This window comes from Lysinibacillus sp. FSL M8-0134 (genome assembly GCF_038069745.1).
Classification (GTDB): Bacteria; Bacillota; Bacilli; order Bacillales_A; family Planococcaceae; genus Lysinibacillus; species Lysinibacillus irui.
In genome coordinates, this window is record NZ_JBBPAJ010000001.1 from 2,221,421 (window position 1) to 2,238,745 (window position 17,325).

General features: G+C 35.9%; 20 protein-coding genes. 16 read left to right on the forward strand and 4 right to left on the reverse strand.

Annotated elements, in window-relative coordinates:
* Positions 1–137 precede the first annotated feature (137 nt).
* Positions 138–272 (forward strand): hypothetical protein, encoded by a 135-nt coding sequence (locus MKY49_RS11260; protein WP_274797240.1) that lies wholly within the window; start codon positions 138–140, stop codon positions 270–272.
* 169 nt (positions 273–441) lie between these two features.
* A complete protein-coding gene (locus tag MKY49_RS11265; RefSeq protein ID WP_341386248.1) occupies positions 442–912 on the forward strand; it encodes a DinB family protein in 471 nt (156 codons plus the stop codon).
* A gap of 46 nt (positions 913–958) precedes the next feature.
* On the opposite strand, the gene MKY49_RS11270 is transcribed toward MKY49_RS11265, so the two are convergent.
* Positions 959–2,437 (reverse strand): Lsa family ABC-F type ribosomal protection protein, encoded by a 1,479-nt coding sequence (locus MKY49_RS11270; protein WP_341386249.1) that lies wholly within the window; start codon positions 2,435–2,437, stop codon positions 959–961.
* A 665-nt stretch (positions 2,438–3,102) separates the two neighbouring features.
* Here MKY49_RS11270 and MKY49_RS11275 point away from each other — a divergent pair.
* From MKY49_RS11275 to MKY49_RS11290, 4 genes are all read left to right on the forward strand, one after another.
* The gene (locus MKY49_RS11275; RefSeq protein WP_274797244.1) at positions 3,103–3,573 is read left to right on the forward strand and encodes a heme-degrading domain-containing protein; all 471 of its coding nucleotides are present in this window, start codon (positions 3,103–3,105) and stop codon (positions 3,571–3,573) included.
* A gap of 12 nt (positions 3,574–3,585) precedes the next feature.
* The gene (locus tag MKY49_RS11280; RefSeq protein WP_341386250.1) at positions 3,586–4,059 is read left to right on the forward strand and encodes a tautomerase family protein; all 474 of its coding nucleotides are present in this window, start codon (positions 3,586–3,588) and stop codon (positions 4,057–4,059) included.
* A 58-nt stretch (positions 4,060–4,117) separates the two neighbouring features.
* The gene (locus MKY49_RS11285; RefSeq protein ID WP_341386251.1) at positions 4,118–5,083 is read left to right on the forward strand and encodes an LLM class oxidoreductase; all 966 of its coding nucleotides are present in this window, start codon (positions 4,118–4,120) and stop codon (positions 5,081–5,083) included.
* A gap of 128 nt (positions 5,084–5,211) precedes the next feature.
* Positions 5,212–6,006 carry an SDR family NAD(P)-dependent oxidoreductase gene (locus MKY49_RS11290; RefSeq protein WP_274797247.1) on the forward strand — a complete coding sequence of 265 codons (795 nt, stop codon included), beginning with the start codon at positions 5,212–5,214 and terminating at the stop codon, positions 6,004–6,006.
* Positions 6,007–6,070: 64 nt separating this feature from the next.
* On the opposite strand, the gene MKY49_RS11295 is transcribed toward MKY49_RS11290, so the two are convergent.
* Complete coding sequence (locus tag MKY49_RS11295) at positions 6,071–6,406, reverse strand: 2Fe-2S iron-sulfur cluster-binding protein (RefSeq protein ID WP_274797323.1); 336 nt, start codon at positions 6,404–6,406, stop codon at positions 6,071–6,073.
* Positions 6,407–6,657: 251 nt separating this feature from the next.
* On the opposite strand from MKY49_RS11295, the gene MKY49_RS11300 reads away from it, so the two are divergent.
* From MKY49_RS11300 to MKY49_RS11330, 7 genes are all read left to right on the forward strand, one after another.
* Positions 6,658–7,023 (forward strand): DUF2089 domain-containing protein, encoded by a 366-nt coding sequence (locus MKY49_RS11300; RefSeq protein WP_322605137.1) that lies wholly within the window; start codon positions 6,658–6,660, stop codon positions 7,021–7,023.
* A gap of 13 nt (positions 7,024–7,036) precedes the next feature.
* Positions 7,037–7,426 (forward strand): SHOCT-like domain-containing protein, encoded by a 390-nt coding sequence (locus MKY49_RS11305; RefSeq protein WP_322605138.1) that lies wholly within the window; start codon positions 7,037–7,039, stop codon positions 7,424–7,426.
* 10 nt (positions 7,427–7,436) lie between these two features.
* The gene (locus MKY49_RS11310; RefSeq protein ID WP_274793127.1) at positions 7,437–7,718 is read left to right on the forward strand and encodes a hypothetical protein; all 282 of its coding nucleotides are present in this window, start codon (positions 7,437–7,439) and stop codon (positions 7,716–7,718) included.
* A 138-nt stretch (positions 7,719–7,856) separates the two neighbouring features.
* Positions 7,857–8,432 (forward strand): copper amine oxidase N-terminal domain-containing protein, encoded by a 576-nt coding sequence (locus MKY49_RS11315; RefSeq protein WP_341386254.1) that lies wholly within the window; start codon positions 7,857–7,859, stop codon positions 8,430–8,432.
* 640 nt (positions 8,433–9,072) lie between these two features.
* A complete protein-coding gene (locus tag MKY49_RS11320) occupies positions 9,073–10,083 on the forward strand; it encodes an aldo/keto reductase (RefSeq protein ID WP_341386255.1) in 1,011 nt (336 codons plus the stop codon).
* 17 nt (positions 10,084–10,100) lie between these two features.
* Positions 10,101–10,511, forward strand: coding sequence for an SRPBCC family protein (locus tag MKY49_RS11325; protein WP_274793130.1), 411 nt, complete (start codon positions 10,101–10,103; stop codon positions 10,509–10,511).
* Between the two features lie 262 nt (positions 10,512–10,773).
* Positions 10,774–10,944 (forward strand): SDR family NAD(P)-dependent oxidoreductase, encoded by a 171-nt coding sequence (locus MKY49_RS11330; protein ID WP_341386256.1) that lies wholly within the window; start codon positions 10,774–10,776, stop codon positions 10,942–10,944.
* A 590-nt stretch (positions 10,945–11,534) separates the two neighbouring features.
* On the opposite strand, the gene MKY49_RS11335 is transcribed toward MKY49_RS11330, so the two are convergent.
* Positions 11,535–12,533 carry a zinc-dependent alcohol dehydrogenase family protein gene (locus MKY49_RS11335; RefSeq protein WP_341386257.1) on the reverse strand — a complete coding sequence of 333 codons (999 nt, stop codon included), beginning with the start codon at positions 12,531–12,533 and terminating at the stop codon, positions 11,535–11,537.
* A 279-nt stretch (positions 12,534–12,812) separates the two neighbouring features.
* On the opposite strand from MKY49_RS11335, the gene MKY49_RS11340 reads away from it, so the two are divergent.
* From MKY49_RS11340 to MKY49_RS11350, 3 genes are all read left to right on the forward strand, one after another.
* Positions 12,813–13,736, forward strand: a complete 924-nt coding sequence (locus MKY49_RS11340) for a LysR family transcriptional regulator (RefSeq protein WP_274793132.1) — start codon at positions 12,813–12,815, stop codon at positions 13,734–13,736.
* A gap of 190 nt (positions 13,737–13,926) precedes the next feature.
* Positions 13,927–15,447 (forward strand): succinate CoA transferase, encoded by a 1,521-nt coding sequence (locus tag MKY49_RS11345; protein ID WP_341386258.1) that lies wholly within the window; start codon positions 13,927–13,929, stop codon positions 15,445–15,447.
* A 104-nt stretch (positions 15,448–15,551) separates the two neighbouring features.
* Positions 15,552–16,061 (forward strand): YfiT family bacillithiol transferase, encoded by a 510-nt coding sequence (locus tag MKY49_RS11350; protein ID WP_341386259.1) that lies wholly within the window; start codon positions 15,552–15,554, stop codon positions 16,059–16,061.
* A 32-nt stretch (positions 16,062–16,093) separates the two neighbouring features.
* On the opposite strand, the gene MKY49_RS11355 is transcribed toward MKY49_RS11350, so the two are convergent.
* Positions 16,094–17,050: an arsenic resistance protein gene (locus tag MKY49_RS11355; RefSeq protein ID WP_341386260.1), complete on the reverse strand. Its 957-nt coding sequence runs from the start codon at positions 17,048–17,050 to the stop codon at positions 16,094–16,096.
* Positions 17,051–17,325: the final 275 nt, after the last annotated feature.

Here is a 17,325-nt window from a genome sequence, read left to right on the forward strand (position 1 = left end):
GCTCTTTAAGTAGTGAGACACTACGCACTTTTATTGTGGTTGTATATTGTGGTTTTATACATGTGTATCATAATTTAAGCATGATAGTATAAATCACCGCAATAAGGACAATTTATAGCTTATTGGAGGTGAGAGTTATGGCGAAAGAAAAGAAAAAGAATGAATTAGAGCAAGAAGAAGTAGCAATGGAATTTAATATTGAAGAACTAGAAGTGAAAGAACAAAAAGAACAAAAGAAAGAACAACAACAATTTAATAAAGAAAAAAAGTAAAACATTAAAAAATATCACAATCAATCAGTTGTGGTATTTTTTTCATTATAAGAAGGTGTATCCTAGTTATTTTAGCGATACATCTTTTTTTGTTTAGTTAAGCCGATGAAAATAATTGGAATATTGTGTTAATATATACTTGAATAGCGTGTAGAAGGGGAGGGAGTAGATGAGTGAAAAGCAATTATTTGAACAAATGAAAATGTGGCGTAATTGGACTGTTGAATTTCTACGTATAATTCCCGAGGATATTGTGGACCAAATACCCGATGGCCATACGAACAATATCCGTTGGAACGCAGGTCATTTATTAGTGGGTTGGGATCATAGTATGTTTCCAGCTGTTCATCAAGAAAGACAATTACCTTTATCCTATCATTTAATGTTTCCGAGTGGGAGCAAGCCCGATAATTGGACTGAACAGCCTCCAACGATGGAACAAATAATTACGCTTCTAGAGGAACAACCGCTACTTATTGAACAAGCGTGTAGTGGCCATCTAAATGAACCTCTGAAAGAGCCTTTTTTAGGCATGAAAACCATAGGGGATATGGTCATTTTCCATATGAACCATGAAAGCCACCACATGGGCATCATCAAAAGCATGAAGCAAACGCTCTTGAAGGAAGTATCTTTATAAATAGAAAGGAATCCATTTTGATGTTTCAAAATGGATTCCTGTTTAACTACATCGATATCGTTTTAGTTGCCACAGCTTCTTGAAATGCCTCGTCATGCTCAACAAAAACCATTGTGGGATTAAAACTTTGAATGAGCTCTTCAATTTGCATGCGTGAATAAATATCTATAAAGTTTAAAGGTTCATCCCAAATATAGATATGTGCTTTTTCACACAAACTTTTAGCAATCAAGAGCTTTTTCTTTTGACCACCGGAATAATGAGAAATATCTTTTTCAAATTGAATTCGATCAAAATCCATCTTTCTTAGGATGGATTTAAATAGCGTCTCATCAATATTATGCTCTTCGATGAAGTCCGACAGCATGCCATTTAAATGCGAAGTATCTTGTTGAACATAGGAAATGATAAGGCCCGATGCTAAATGTATGGAGCCTGTATACTGAATAGGGTCTCCTAGAATTAGTTTAAGGATGCTACTTTTTCCGCTGCCATTCTTTCCATCCAACACAATACGGTCGCCTTGCTCCACCTTGAAGCTAATTGGCTTATTGACAATGTGATCATCATAGTGAATAGATACATCAGCTAAAGTTATTAATTCCTTTGATTGAATGGCCAATGGTTCTAATTTTAGTGCCTCTGTTTTTTCTACATTTTTAAGTAGTTTTGACTTTTCCTCAATGGCTTTTTGTTGTCTAGATTCAATGTTCTTTGCCCGCTTCATCATCTTGGCGGCTTTATGTCCAACAAATCCTTTATCTAGCTTAGACCCGGAATTTGTTGTCCCATTTTTGGAAGCTTCCACTTGATTTGACCAGCCTGAAGTACGCTTCGAAGACTGTTTTAATCGATCTATATCTTTTTGTAGACGTTGATTAGTTGCTTCTTCGTGTTCCTGCTGTCTATCAAAATTCAGCTTCCATGAAGAATAGTTGCCACTTTGAACATCAATATTGGCTCTATTGATGGATAAGATATGGTCTACACAGCCATCTAAAAAGGCTCTATCATGAGAAATTAAAATGAATCCTTTTTTCTTCCGTAAATATTCTGAGACAATCTTTCGTGCATCTGTGTCAAGATGGTTGGTTGGCTCATCAATTAAAAGAAATTGGCCCTCAGTTAAAAATAATGCAGCAAGCAACACCTTCGTCTGCTCTCCGTTTGATAATGTTTTGAACGGTCGGTACATAACCTCAGCATCAACATCCAAATAGGATATTTCACGAAGGCATTCCCAATCTTCAGCCTGTGGGCAAATTTCCTCAAAAATTTCGTGAGTAAATTTGTTCTGATCCGAAACAGGATAGGGGAAGTAAGTAAATTCTACTGATGAAATGATTTTCCCACTATATTCATAATTCCCTAACAAAAGATTAAAGAATGTTGTTTTACCTCGGCCATTTCTACCGATAAACCCAAGTTTCCAATCCGTATCGATTTGGAAATTTACCTCTTCAAAAATATTGTCAAAGCTACTTGGATAAGAAAATGTTAAGTTTTGTACTTGTATCATGGACATGCTAGTTCCTCCTTTGTATAGCAACAGTTTTACTTTTCATACAAAGTCGGTATATCCATCTATTTTAATATTCCTCCGTATAGGCAGATGGATATTAACGACTTATACGGAGTGTTACATGCGTAATAATAGTGTCTGAATCAATCATTTTTTCCCTCTCCTTTTTAGTAGATGAAAGTTACAGAAAAAATTCTAACTATGAGAGCATAAAAAAACCTCCCAATATCAATTGGAAGGATTAGTCTTTTGCTTTAAAAAATTCGTCATCTTACTTGCCATGAACAGATCATGACAAATAAATGGAAACTGATTATTAAAAATGGACAGACTAACCCTATATTTTGTAGTTTGAAGTATTTCATTTCAAATAAAAATATAGATTAGTTCATCATTGTTCATTCATCAGTCCTCTCATAATTGTATTTCCATAGTAACAAATTTTTTCAACGAATACAATCCTGCTTCAACATCTCACAAACTTTTCCCTTCTATCATAATAGGAACAATTAAGTGACTATATCACTTTAAAGTGCGTACTTACCTTCGTCGAATACACTTCTTATAATACATTTATGGATCAGTAATACGTCCATGAACATTAAAAATAACCGCATTTGATCAGAACTACATTTCCGATTAACTGAAGGATAGCTGGAGGTAGTGATATGAGTACTTTAAGTATAGATGAAATTTTAAAAGAAGAGGAAACACTTCAATTTTCCACTTTTACAAATGACGATGCCCTGCGCTTAGGCTTATTAATTATTGAAAAAGCGAAGCAAGAAGGGAAATCCATTGCTGTTGATATAACAAAGAATGGTGTTCAATTGTTTCATTATAAAATGACAGGAATGACTGAGGAAAATAGTCAGTGGATTGAACGAAAAAAGCGGGTTGTTTCGCTGCACAACCACAGCTCGTATTATTTACAGATGCAAAGTGAGTTAAGTGGAATTCCATATCATGAGAAATATTGCTTAGATGCCTCAAAATACGCTGCGTTTGGTGGAGCATATCCTATCCAAATAAAAAACGTTGGGGTTATCGGTATAATAACAGTTTCAGGATTAACCCCTGAGGAAGATCATGACTTAGTCATTAGAGGAATTAAAAATTTGTTAAATGATGAAGTTTAAAGGAGAATCATTATGCCATTAATTGAGGTAAATACATGGCCATCCATGTCAACGGAAGAAAAAAAGGAATTCATTTTTACACTTACTGAACTAACAACAAATTTACTAAAAATTGTTCCAGACAAAATCCAAATATTAATAAAAGAACTTGAGAAAGAAAACTGGGGAAAAGCTGGGTCAGTTGCATCTGATCCTAGCTTTGCCGATAAGAGTAGAGTCATGAATTGGAATACACAAGAGTCTTATCATACACAGGCAAATACAGTAGATGGAATGGCCATCATTACGATTGATATCTGGAATACATTTGATCAAGAAACAAAGGATATATGGGTAAAGCAGCTAACACAAACTACATCTAAATTTACGCACGCACCTTTGGATAAAATACTTATTGTCATCAGAGAAATGATTCCAGGGGATTGGGGGCAAAGTGGAGTAACAGGGGCAGATCCAAATTTTCTTTCCAAAAGTCGAACATATTAAAATTCGTAGAAACAAGTTTCAGAAGTTTTAAAAAGGGGAAAGGAGCAAGAAGTGCTTTATGAGTCAATTTTCCAATTATCATAGTTATAATCGAATGTATAAAGAAGGGGAGTTAACACTAGGTCTCCATATTCCATTAGAAAATTATCGTTTTGGTACGCCTACCATGGAAAAACAGGTGGAGTTATCACAATTAGCCGAGAATTATGGTTTTACTAGCCTATGGTTTCGAGATGTATTATTAGAAGATCCTTCTTTTGGTGATCCAGCAGTAGGTCAAATTTATGATATGTTGATTTATTTAACCTATTTAGCAAGCCAAACAAAGGAAATTGCTTTAGGAACATCAGCTATCGTACTTTCTTTACGTCATCCCTTACGAGTCGCTAAAGAAATAGCAACGATTGATCAGTTATTTCCCGAGCGCCTAATTTTGGGTGTTTCATCTGGAGATCGTAAAGCCGATTTTTATGGTTTAAATGTGAACCATGATGATCGAGGAGAACGTTTTATTGAAGCCTTTCAATATTTAAATCAAGTATTATATGAAGATTTTCCTTCTATTCGTTCTACTTTAGGTGCTATTCAAGGAAGTAATTTAGTTCCAAAACCAACGAAGCGCATTCCAACGATAATAACAGGTTTTGCGCAGCAATCAATGGAATGGTTTGCGAAGAACGGCGATGGTTGGATGTATTATCCACGAAGTCCACACCTTCAAGCAGAGGCTATTCGACAATGGAGAGAGCTTGTGGAACAGTACTGTCCGGGAGTTTTCAAACCATTCACACAGCCCATGCACTTAGATTTAACAGAAGATCCAAATGAAATGCCTACGCCGATTCGTTTAGGATTCCGAGTAGGGCGAAACCGGTTAATCGAACTACTAAATATTTATAAAGAAATTGGTGTCAACCATCTCTTCTTTGCATTATTTGACAGTAAAAGACCTGCAGAAGAAGTAATTCATGAGCTTGGACAAGAGGTATTACCTCATTTTCCGGCAATAAATAACAACATCTAGAAATACAGAGGAGTGAAAGTGCTGAATTTTGCCTTGTCACTCCTTCTTTACATATTTACTGTTTAAAAGAAGTGGAGAATTCCATACTACTACTTATTCAAATAAAAACGTGCTTAGGAGTGATTACGATGTTTTTAAATTTGAAGGGGAAAACCGCGCTCGTTACAGGTTCTACAGCAGGGATTGGTAAGGCCATTGCAAAATCATTAGTATTAGAAGGCGTTACGGTCATTATTAACGGACGTCATGAAGATAAGGTTCTTCAAACAATAAAAGAACTACAGGAACAGTACCCAGAAGCTAGTCTTCAGCCTTTGATATCTGATTTAGGAACAGCAGAAGGATGCCAAAAGGCAACAGAAGAATACCCAAAAGTAGATATTTTGATCAACAACCTAGGGATTTTTGAGCCAAAAGAATACTTTAACATCTCGGATGAAGAATGGTTGAAGATGTTTGAAGTCAACATTATGAGTGGTGTTCGCCTTACACGATGGTACCTCAATCAAATGATTCAAAAGAGGGAAGGAAGGGTTATTTTTATTGCAAGTGAAGCAGCCATTATGCCATCGCAAGAAATGGCTCATTATAGCGCCACGAAGACGATGCAACTTTCCCTGTCGCGTAGTTTAGCTGAGCTGACGAAAGGAACAAATGTGACGGTCAACACCATAATGCCTGGTTCTACATTTACAGAAGGCGTCGAAACGATGTTGAATACCTTGTATCCTAATGAGCATTTGACGATGGAAGAAGCTGAAATGCGATTTATGAAAGAAAATCGTCCAACCTCTATTATACAGCGACTGATTCGTCCAGAGGAAATTGCTCATTTTGTTACGTTTTTAAGTAGCCCACTGTCTTCTGCTATTAATGGGTCTGCATTGAGAATTGATGGGGGATTAGTACGTAGCGTCTTTTAATAAAAGTATAATAAATAAGGCATTAGGACTGGATTCCTATGCCTTTATTTATGTATCCCCCTAATTAATCTGCAGGTCTTGGCCCTCTATTGTCCTGAGAACTTTCCGAGATCAAAATTGGACGAACTGTAATGTCTCCAATAACACGTATTTGACAAGAAAGCCGCAAGCAATCATCATATAAGTTTTCATCTATATTTTTAATAGCAAAAGCGTTTTTCTCTATTTTCGAAGTATCTTTATACTCTCCAGCTAATACCTCTACTCGACAGGTAGTACATTTTGCTTTTCCTCCACATTGATGCAGAATATTGATACCATTATCTTCAAGAGCTAGAACTAATTTTTTTCCTTCCTCAACCTCAAAGGTTTTCCCTCCAAATACGGTGACAAATGGCATAAATTTTACTCCCTTTCTAATGTAAATCTTAATATAAGTTTGTATGTTATAGGCGAATCTCATACAAAAAATCGTCCATTTGCTAAATATAAACAAATTGGCTTCTTTCAATATTTCGGGAGCTGAATAATCAATAATATTAAAGTTAAAATTAATATTATTAATTATTTTAATTAAAAAATTAAAATTCATTGTTTATTTATTCAATTATTTATTATATAATCAATTTAACTTAAAGGAAGGAGTACACTATGGCTTATCAAGTAATCACAAATTGTCCTGTCTGTAGTAAAACATTGAAAATTACAAAGTTACAGTGTTCTCATTGTCACACAACGATTGAAAATGAGTTTGAATTGTCTAAGCTAGCATCCTTATCTAAGGATCAACTTCATTTTGTGGAAGTATTTTTAACATGTCGAGGGAATATTAAAGAAGTTGAAAAGGAACTAGGGATTTCATATCCAACGGTTCGCGGTAAGTTAACAGAAATTATTTCATCACTTGGCTATGGACAAAAGAAGAAAAATGAAGTAAATGAGAAAAAAATTGTGGCCATGTTGGAAAATGGTGAAATCACAACGGAAGAGGCCATCAAGCTCTTAAAAGAAGAATAAGGAGGAATTGACCATGAAAGAAGAAATTACAAAAGTATTAACGATGATCCAAGAAGGAAAGATTGATGCAGATAAGGGTTCAGAGCTCATTCAAGTATTACAAGAGAAAGAAGAATCCGGGAATAAATTCGCTGAAAAGCCAACTAAATATTTAGATAAGACTTTAAAAGTACGTGTTGTCTCAACGGAAAATGATAACGTCACGGTCAATTTACCAATCAAACTTGTTAAAGCAGTTTTAATGGCTGGACATAGTATCGCAGCGAGTATTCCACAATCGGAAAAATACGTGAAGGATATTGATATAAACCTTCTCCTTGAAGCAATCGAAAATGAATTAGATGGGCAAATTGTTGATATTAAATCCGCCAACGGGGATTCCGTTTCGGTCTTCATTGAATAGTGGTTAGCTTATGATGCATGTAAAAGTGAAAGCAAAAGACGTTCGGCTTACTGTCCCCATTCCATATGCTTTGATAAACATCGCTCTTGCCATTTTGTCTTCTAAATTGATTCAGCAAAATGTAAACAAATGGACAAAAGAGTACTTCGAAAGGAAAAAAGTTGATTTTGTCTTTCCAATAATCGACAAAGAATCCTTAAAACCTATAGTCAACGAGATGAAAAATTATAAAGGACTTGTACTTGTAGATGTCAAAGCTAAAGATGGCACAGAGGTAAAGGTTAGACTATAATAATTAAACCACTTACTAGTCAAATAGTAGGTGGTTTTTTGTACAAAAGTTTCAAATCCATTATGAAGAAGGAGCTTATTAGCTTTCTATTGAATTAAGTACTATAGAAAATATTGTTTTCTAAAGGAGCTAATGAAGATGAAAAAGGTGTTTGCAGGGATATTCATTGCTTGGATTCTCATAATGGCAACGTCAACTACTAATGCCGCAACAAAAATTCAGCTAAAAGTGGATGATGTTGTAATTGTAACTGATGTAAACCCTGAAATGAAAAATAATCGTATGATGGTACCTTTACGTGTCATTAGTGAAAATTTGGGGGCCAAGGTAGACTGGACCAAATCGCAAGTGACGCTTACAAAAAGCACTATGAAGGTAATCTTAATACAGAACAGTCGTACAGCTGTGGTAAACGGACAAACGATATTACTTGATACACAGCCTTATGTAAAGAATGGGCGTATCTTTGTTCCATTGCGCTTTCTAGCAGAAACCTTTGGCAGTAAGGTCCATTATAATAATTTAACTGTCAAAGTTGAAACGAAGCCGTTAATTATTGATGGGGTAGAAGTAAAGTCGATACTGCATGAATACCACATGACAATGGGCGGAATTGAGGAGCAATTAAAAGGCAATGCCTATATCGAAGAAATGTACCATCTTTTTGTAAAAAATAAAGGAAGTAAGGTCGAACCACCAGCAGATTTCACGTAGTCTTTTCACAGTGCTATACCTGGGAGCTATTATAAAATAGGACAATATGATTTTTTAAACGAAGAAGGCAACAATATCAAGCGTTTTGATCTCTATTCATTAATTCAAATTTCAGAACAACCATTTCTAGAGAAGCCAGATAGTTTGATTTACAATGCAGCTGAAGATCAATGGTATTTGTATAATAAAGCAGCCAGTCAATCTATTTACACGTTAATAGACACGGCTAAGAGAAACGGATTTGTGACTATTAATAGTAATACAGTTCCATGAGGCTATTTATTTGGTTTTAACCATCTCTCGATTTGTTTAAACAAATAAAGCGTACCTGCTATTTGTAGCCACTCAAAGAGAGTGGTTTTTTTGCATCTCAAAAAGCTAATATCTCATTATGACAATCTTAGAGTACTTAAAATGAAATTCTATTTTATTGTGGGAATAAAGTATATAACTACTTTGTCTGCGTCTTTACTAATAGGCACTTTTTGGTGCTCATATTACTTTAAAGTGCGTACTTTTTTATTTTCTTTAGGTGCCTCATAATCAATATTGCAGATGAAGAAATGACTTTTGATAAGTAATCAGTCATTGATCATACTGGCAATCAACAAAAGAACTAATCTTAGGAGGATTTAATAATATGAGAAATCTATTACAAGGAAAATTAGGTTTTGGTACAGCGCCTCTTGGTAATATGTACCGTAATATCCCAGAAGAAGAAGCAATTGCAACTGTAGATGCTGCTTGGGAGAGTGGCATTCGTTACTTTGATACAGCTCCACTTTATGGCTCTGGTTTAGCTGAGATTCGTCTTGGTGAAGCCTTATCAAAAAGAAATCGTGACGAGTACGTTTTAAGCACAAAGGTAGGTCGAATTATTTCGGATGAGTTGGAAGATCCATCTGCACGAGATTTAGGAGAAAAAGGTGGGCTTTTCGAATTCGGACGTAAAAACAAAATTATTAGTGATTATAGCACGGACGCAACCCTTCGCTCAATTGAGGACAGCTTGAAACGTTTACAAACAGACCGTATAGATTTTGTTTATATTCATGATGTAGCGCAAGATTTTTATGGCGATGAGTGGATTTCACAATTTGAAACAGCTCGTACAGGAGCCTTCCGTGTGCTCACGCAATTACGTGAAGAAGGCGTTATTAAAGGGTGGGGACTTGGAGTAAACCGAGTAGAACCAATTGAATTACTACTGGATTTGGAGGAAGTAAAACCAGATGTATCCTTACTAGCTGGTCGTTATACATTATTAGACCACGAACGTGCGCTACAACGAGTAATGCCAACAGCTAAAAAAAATAATATGGACATTGTCGTTGGTGGCCCATATAGTTCAGGTGTTCTTGCAGGAGGCACTCACTTCGAATACCAAAAAGCGTCACCAGAAATTATGGCGAAAGTAGAAAAAATCAAAAGTATTGCAGATCGTCATCAAATCAGCATTAAGTCAGCTGCTTTACAATTTTCATTGGCGAACCCAGCAGTTGCTGCTGTCATTCCTGGCGCAAGTAAACCAGAGCGAATTGCAGAAGACCAAGCTGCATTGAAAACAATTATCCCAGCAGCATTCTGGGAAGAAATGCGCGAACAAAAATTGATCGCACCACATGCACCACTACCAATCGATTTTATATAAAAAGGAGAGTAAAGAAAATGGCAAATACTATTACATCTATTAGAATTTCAGCTTCACCTGAGGAAGTATGGCAATTAATTGGTGGCTTTGACTCGCTTCCAGACTGGTTACCCTATATTCCAAGCAGTAAAGTAACGGAAGGTGGACGTGTACGTCACCTTGCTAACCCTGATGGAGATGCTATTGTAGAGCGTTTAGAAAATTTCAATGACAAGGAACGTTACTACACGTATTCAATTATGAAGGCACCGTTTCCGGTTACTGATTATTTATCTACAATCCAAGTCAAAGAAGATACTGACGGCCAATCATCGTTGGTCGAGTGGTCTGGCAGTTTCACACCTGTGGATGTAAGTGACCAAGAAGCTATTGAGCTATTCCATGGTATCTATCAAGATGGATTAGAAGCATTACAAAAAGCATTCTAAATTGAAGTTTTATAATGAATAAAGAGTGTCTTTAAGTTCAAATTTGACTTTAAGACACTCTTTTTTATTCTAAATCATAATGAATTTTTAAATCGCTAGATTCTAATCGTTTAGCATAAATTGTCGTAACGTGTGTGATGATAATAAATAGTAATGGAAATGTTTTTATAAAAGTTGTTGACATGGAGTTAACTCCAAGAACTACACTTCTTGTGAAAGGAGCATTCATAGCTTTGGTGCGAGAACAACAGCAAAAGAAGCTATGGGAGGCAAGAATTTATCTGGTAAGGTAGCAATCGTAACAGGTGGATATTCAGGTTTAGGGCTCGACATCACCCGAGTATTTGCAGAAGCTGGGGCAACTGTAATAGTACCCGCAAGAAGAATCGAAAAAGCCAAGGATAATCAATCGGAAAATATACTATTATTGTAATAGCATGTATTTTACTGTAACTAGTAAAAGCATGCTATTTTTGTAGTAAAAAATAAGGAAGTTTCTAACCCAAAGCTTGCTGATGATACACTCGAATTTATGGATGTATTCATAGTAGGGAGTATCCCATTTCTTATCACACTTTATTTTTTACGTAAAAAGAATCCAGCCCATCATCATTTCAAGGTAATAGAAAAAAAGAAACGAATGAGATATAAAAATCAATTAGAGAAAAAGACTTCAATTTAAGTAAACTAACCGAAATTTATCTGACGGCTTTTTACAGATAAACATAATTATTTTACCGTCTATATTAGCGATGTCGGTAGTTAATCCAATTTTAATAGAAGAATAAAAAAAGCTAACATGTAAGTGTAGAACAGTGGCAATAGCCGTTGTAGAATGAATTTGTCAATTTAGGGTTAAACAATGTGTTTAATTATGTTGGCTTTGAATTTTTACTTTAGCTATTAAAGTTGAAGAACTTCTATACTGTGTTACAAATTTCCTATAAGGAAAGAACATATTTGATGATGCTCACATGTTCTTTCCTTTAAATTACTTAGAGTAATATTAGTCCTCTAATCATTTTACCAGTTGTTCACCAAAACAATTTTCCCAACTGCTTGTCCTGACTCCATGTATTCATGGGCTTTTGAAACTTCATCAAATGTAAAAATACGTGGATCTAGTAGAGGTCGTAGCTTGTCTTCCTCCACCACACTTGCAACCTTCTTTAATATTTCTCCATAATGTTTATGCATGTCTTTATTCACTATTTTTAGTAGCATGAAGGTAACATGTAGAGAAAGGCCCTTCGAATGTACTGGTGTTAGGTCATGAGTTGAACGAGTCGCAATGGCTGTTACAGTTCCATGTACCGCTGCCGCTTCAAAAGAGCGGTCAAGATTTTCACCCCCAACTGTGTCAAACACTAGGTCAAATCCTTTTCCGTCAGTATATTTTTCAACGTATTCCTGAACGGTTTCTTCTGTATAATTAATCGTGATATCTGCACCGAGGCGCTTAGCCATCTCTAACTTTTCTTGTGAAGAGGCAGTTGTATAGACGGTTGCTCCTCCCCACTTGGCGAGTTGAATGGCGATGTGTCCTACACCTCCAGTTGCTCCATGAATTAATACTTCTTGCCCTGGTGTAAGTCTAGCTCGGTTAAATAATGCCTCCCAGGCTGTTATAGAAACAAGTGGCAAAGCCGCAGCTTCTTCCATTGTTAAATTTTTTGGCTTATGAGCGAGTAAGTCAGCATCTGCTAGCATATATTCAGCAAGTGAACCGCCACTAGTCCCTTTAAAACCACCCGCACATCCAAACACCTCATCGCCAATGACAAACTTAGTGACTCCCTCGCCTACTGCACATACCAAACCAGCTACATCTCCATGTAATACTGCTGGGAACTCCGGAGCAACTGCTGGAACTGAACCGGCCCGAACCTTTGTATCAATAGGGTTAACACTAGTTGCTTTCACATGGATAAGTACATGTCCCGGCTCTATTTCAGGCTTCGGAATCTCCTTATGTTGAAAGACGGATGGTTTACCAAAAGATTGAATAATTTGTGATTTCACTTTTGTCACTCCTTTAAATAAAGAAAACTAGATACGGTAGAGCTTATTGCATTTATAAGTCTATAAAAATAAGAAAAGAAGGAATATTCTGTTTTTTCCTTGTAATATCTATGATACTTTATATAAAATAAATTTAAAAGCAGGCGCACTTTTGTTAATCGCAATAGTGTAGATAAATTAAAAATAATTACGAAAGGCAAGGGGCTAATTTAGTAGTCTATTTATATGGCTCACTAAAAGTACAGATTCGAGTTATCAGACAGAAAGGATTGAAGCAATTTGGAATTACGGCATTTAGAATATTTTTTAATGCTTAGTAAAGAGCTCCATTTTACCAAAGCTGCTGAAAAACTAGGAATTTCTCAACCTACTTTAAGCCATCAAATTAAAATGCTGGAAAAGGAAATAGGGTATTCTTTATTTAACCGCGTTGGGAAGAAGGTTGAACTAACGAAGGTTGGAGAAATCGTCCAACAAGAAGCCCTGAATATTCAAGGCTCTATCTTAAGTATCTCTTCACAAATTACGGCATTATCAAATGTGGAGATTGGGGAATTGAAAATTGCTGTGTTGCCAGGGGAAATAACGGACTTGGTCTCAACTTTATGTATTCAATTTAATCAGCTGTACCCAAATATAAAAGTCATTATTGAAACGACAGATCAAGTAGAAAAAGCCGTTTTACAAAATCAGGCTGACTTTGGTATTGATTTTCATCTAACTCCCAATGACTTGTTACAAGTGACGAAACTATACGATGAAGATTTTTACCTCATTAGTAATCAAAGAAATAAAGAGCAAAACGTATCATTTTCTTCAGTTTTAGATTATCCTCTCATCTTATTTCCAAGTATGCATCAATGTAGAAAATTACTTAATAAGGCCAGCAATGAGGTTGGCAAACCATTAGAGCCAATCGTTGAAACATCAAGTATTCGATCGATCTTAAATTTAGTTCGTCATGGTGTTGGTCGCAGTATAGTCTCTCGAACTTTATACGATTTTTATGAAACGGAGGATTTATTTTTCCAACATATCGAAAAACCATCTTTATCTAGAGCCGTTTACCTCATCATGAAAAAGGACTGTTTTATTAATTATGCAGCACGTGAATATATTAAGCTACTTGTACGTGAAATCGAAAAGCTCCATTTTCACACAGAGAAAGATGCGATAAATTCTTTGAACAGCTATGTATTATAGTTTTTTTCTATCATTATCATAGAAATCATGAGATAGACTAAAGGCTGAGTTCTTTTTACAATATAGACAAGAAGCTCATATATTTGAATATATTGTAAGGTGAGTTTTGATTGGCAATAATGTTATGCATTTTTTATCCCAAATTTACAAAGGAAAAAAGTACTACAAATCTATTATGAGGTGATTGTTAATGCGAAAAGATTTAAGCCAATTTATTAGAAGTACAGCATTTTTGGACAAGGTTGTTTCAGCTGAAGAGGCTGCTTCATGGATTGAAGATGGAATGAACCTTGGAATGAGTGGATTTACTCTATTCGGTGAGCCAAAGGAATTTCCACTTGCACTTTCTAAGCGAGGAAAAAATGAAAACTTTAAAGTTAACTTATATACAGGTGCTTCACTAGGGCCAACTGCAGACCAATCAATGGCCGAGGCAGGTATCATTAACCTGCGTGTTCCTTACCAAGGAAACTCTGTAATGCGTGGTAAAGTTAATAAAGGTGAATTATATTACATTGACCAGCATTTATCACATACTGCGGAAGAAGTTAGAAAAGGAACATTAGGCAAAATTGATTATGCCATTATTGAAGCTGCTGGCATCACTGAAGATGGTTATATCATTCCAACTGGCTCAGTAGGAAATTCACCGATTTTTGTAGAAAAAGCTGAAAACGTTATCATTGAAATTAATACTACTGCGCCTCGAGCATACGAAGGTCTTCATGATATTTTTGTTCAAAAAGAGCAAGGTGAACGTAGAGAAATTCCTATTTATACAGTATCAGATCGGATTGGAGAAATTGGCATCAAGGTCGATCCAGATAAAGTAAAAGGCATTGTTTTATCAGAACAGCCTGATATTCCATCACCTTTATTTGAACCAAATGAAGAAACACAGCAAATTGCCAATCATCTACTAGACTTCTTAGCTAATGAAGTAGCTGCAGGGAAATTGCCAGAATCATTAGCTCCGTTACAATCTGGCGTAGGTTCAGTTGCGAATGCCGTTTTAAATGGCATGAAAAATTCTCAATTTAAAGATATTGAAGTGTTCTCTGAAGTACTGCAAGATGGTGTCTTTGATTTAATTGATGCTGGTATTGTTAAATTTGCAGCTGGTACAGCCTTCTCGCTTTCGAAGAAACGTGTTGATTCATTAGCAGAGGATTTAGAAAAATATAAAGATAAAATTATGTTTAGGCCACAAGAAATTTCCAACAATCCAGAAGTTATTCGACGTTTAGGCGTGATTTCTTTTAACACTGCCATTGAAGTAGATATTTACGGTAACGTCAATTCAACACACATTAACGGCACTAAAATTATGAATGGTATTGGTGGGTCAGGGGACTTTGCTCGAAACGCTAGAATTACCATCTTTGTAACGTCTTCACTAGCCAAAGACGGGGCGATTTCGACGATTGTACCTTTCGTATCGCATATTGACCATACAGAGCATGATGTAGATGTTATTGTGACAGAGCAAGGCTATGCTGATCTGCGTGGGCTTCCGCCAGTGAAGAGGGCAGAAAAATTAATCGAAATTGCCCATCCGAAATATCGACCACAATTACGTGCTTACTTTGAAGAAGCAAAAGAGAAAGTGGGGGGACAAACACCACACATTCTTGAAAAAGCTTTCTCATTCCATACACATTTAAAAGAAAATGGCACAATGCTATTTGAAGAGAATAAAGTAACGAATTAATGTGCGGACAAACACCTTAATGTGGTGAAATATATTTTCAAAGTTACTGTTATTATCAGAAGAAGATTTAATCAAGATAATAATAGGGAAAAGGGGGATGAAAAATGGATGTAAGATACCCAATTGGCAAACTACAGGTTCCTGAAAAAGTAACATTAGAAAATATAAAAGAATGGCTAAAGGAAATCGCAACTTACACGACTCGTTTAAGAGAAACAGTAGGCTCTTTAAATGAAGAGGAGTTAAGTAAAACTTATCGTGATGGTAGCTGGACAGTTCGTCAACTTGTTCATCACATTGCAGATTCTCAATTGAATATGTATCAACGTTTGAAGCTAGCTTTAACGGATGAGAATCCAACAGTTCCAGCTTTTGATGAAGAAAAGTGGGCCATTCTACCAGATACCAAGCTTCCTGTAGAAACTTCTATTAAGATGTTAGAAGGAATAAATGAGCGAATCCTATTTCTAGGAAGTACTTTATCTGAGGATCAATTAGATCGAAGCTTTATGCACCAAAAAAACGGTAAAATAACAGTTGCCACTAAAGTGGCAAAATTAGCTTGGCATGAAGAGCATCACCTTGCCCATATACAAATCGCATTAGAAAAATAATAGAAGTGGCTTATCGAGATTCGGTAAGCCACTTATTTAATGAGAGCCGGAACAACACGAATATAAATGATTTCTCCTATTATTTCTACCATAGTTTGCGTGACAATGATCGCTGCTACAAGAGTATTTATATTTTCTGGTAAAGCTAGTGCCAGTGGGAGGACAACCAGTGAGTTACGAGTTGAACCACTAAAAACTAATGCTCTACCTGATTTACTATCAAGTTTAAACGTTTTTCCAATGAATTTTGAAAGAATCGGCATAATCACCATAAATAGGATATATATTGGGATGACCTTTATGATCCACTCCAAGGAAGCCGATAATTTTCCAATTTGTGATGCGACAACAACAAAAAGAGTTAACGCCATAAAAGGGACGGGCAGCCAGGCGGATAGATGAATTAATTGATCCCCAACTTGCGATTTTTTAGCAAAAAGTTGGAGCGATATCGCAATGACTAAAGGTAGTACAATTAGCACTAAAAATGCCTCTAGGAAAGGTGACGCTTCAACAATTCTGGATGCTTCCTTTCCAAGAAATAACCACAAATATAAAGGTAATAAAAGCATTTGAGTGAAGAAGAGAATAGGTGTTGAGATCAGCATAGCTTTTTCATTCCCACGTCCAAGAGCTGTAAAGACAATCACATAATCAATACAAGGTGTAAGCAACACTAAATAAACCCCAAGCAATAAAGGTGGATGTTCGGGTAATAGCATTGTTAGTAGCCAAACAACGATAGGGACAGCAACATAATTGACCGTTAGAAGTGCCCCAACAAAACGACGATTAGCAAATGATTCCTTCAACGCTGTAAATGGGATTTGAGAAAACATACTAAACATTAAAATAGCAATAACAAATGAAATGGTAACGTCAAGTTGTTCACCCACAAAAGGTGCTAATAATCCTACGCCAGCTGCGATTAACAACACAATTACATACAGGAAAACTTGATTGTTTTCTAATTTTTCTCTTGAAATCATGATAACTCCTATTTCAATCCCTACTTTTAACAAAGTAGAAAGAGCATTCTTTAGATTCAATTCTAATGTACCATATCATGTTTGTTCTAACTAGCTGAAAAAGGGTCGTTAACATCGGAATTGCTCCTAAAGGATACTCAATTTGAGTGTATGTGATAACGTATGGGGGATTATTCATATGGGGAGTCACTATATTTATGGCGACGTTCCAGCATCGGATTAAATTGAAACAATACAATACTTCCAGCTTTTCTCGAATAATGACCTATCATTAA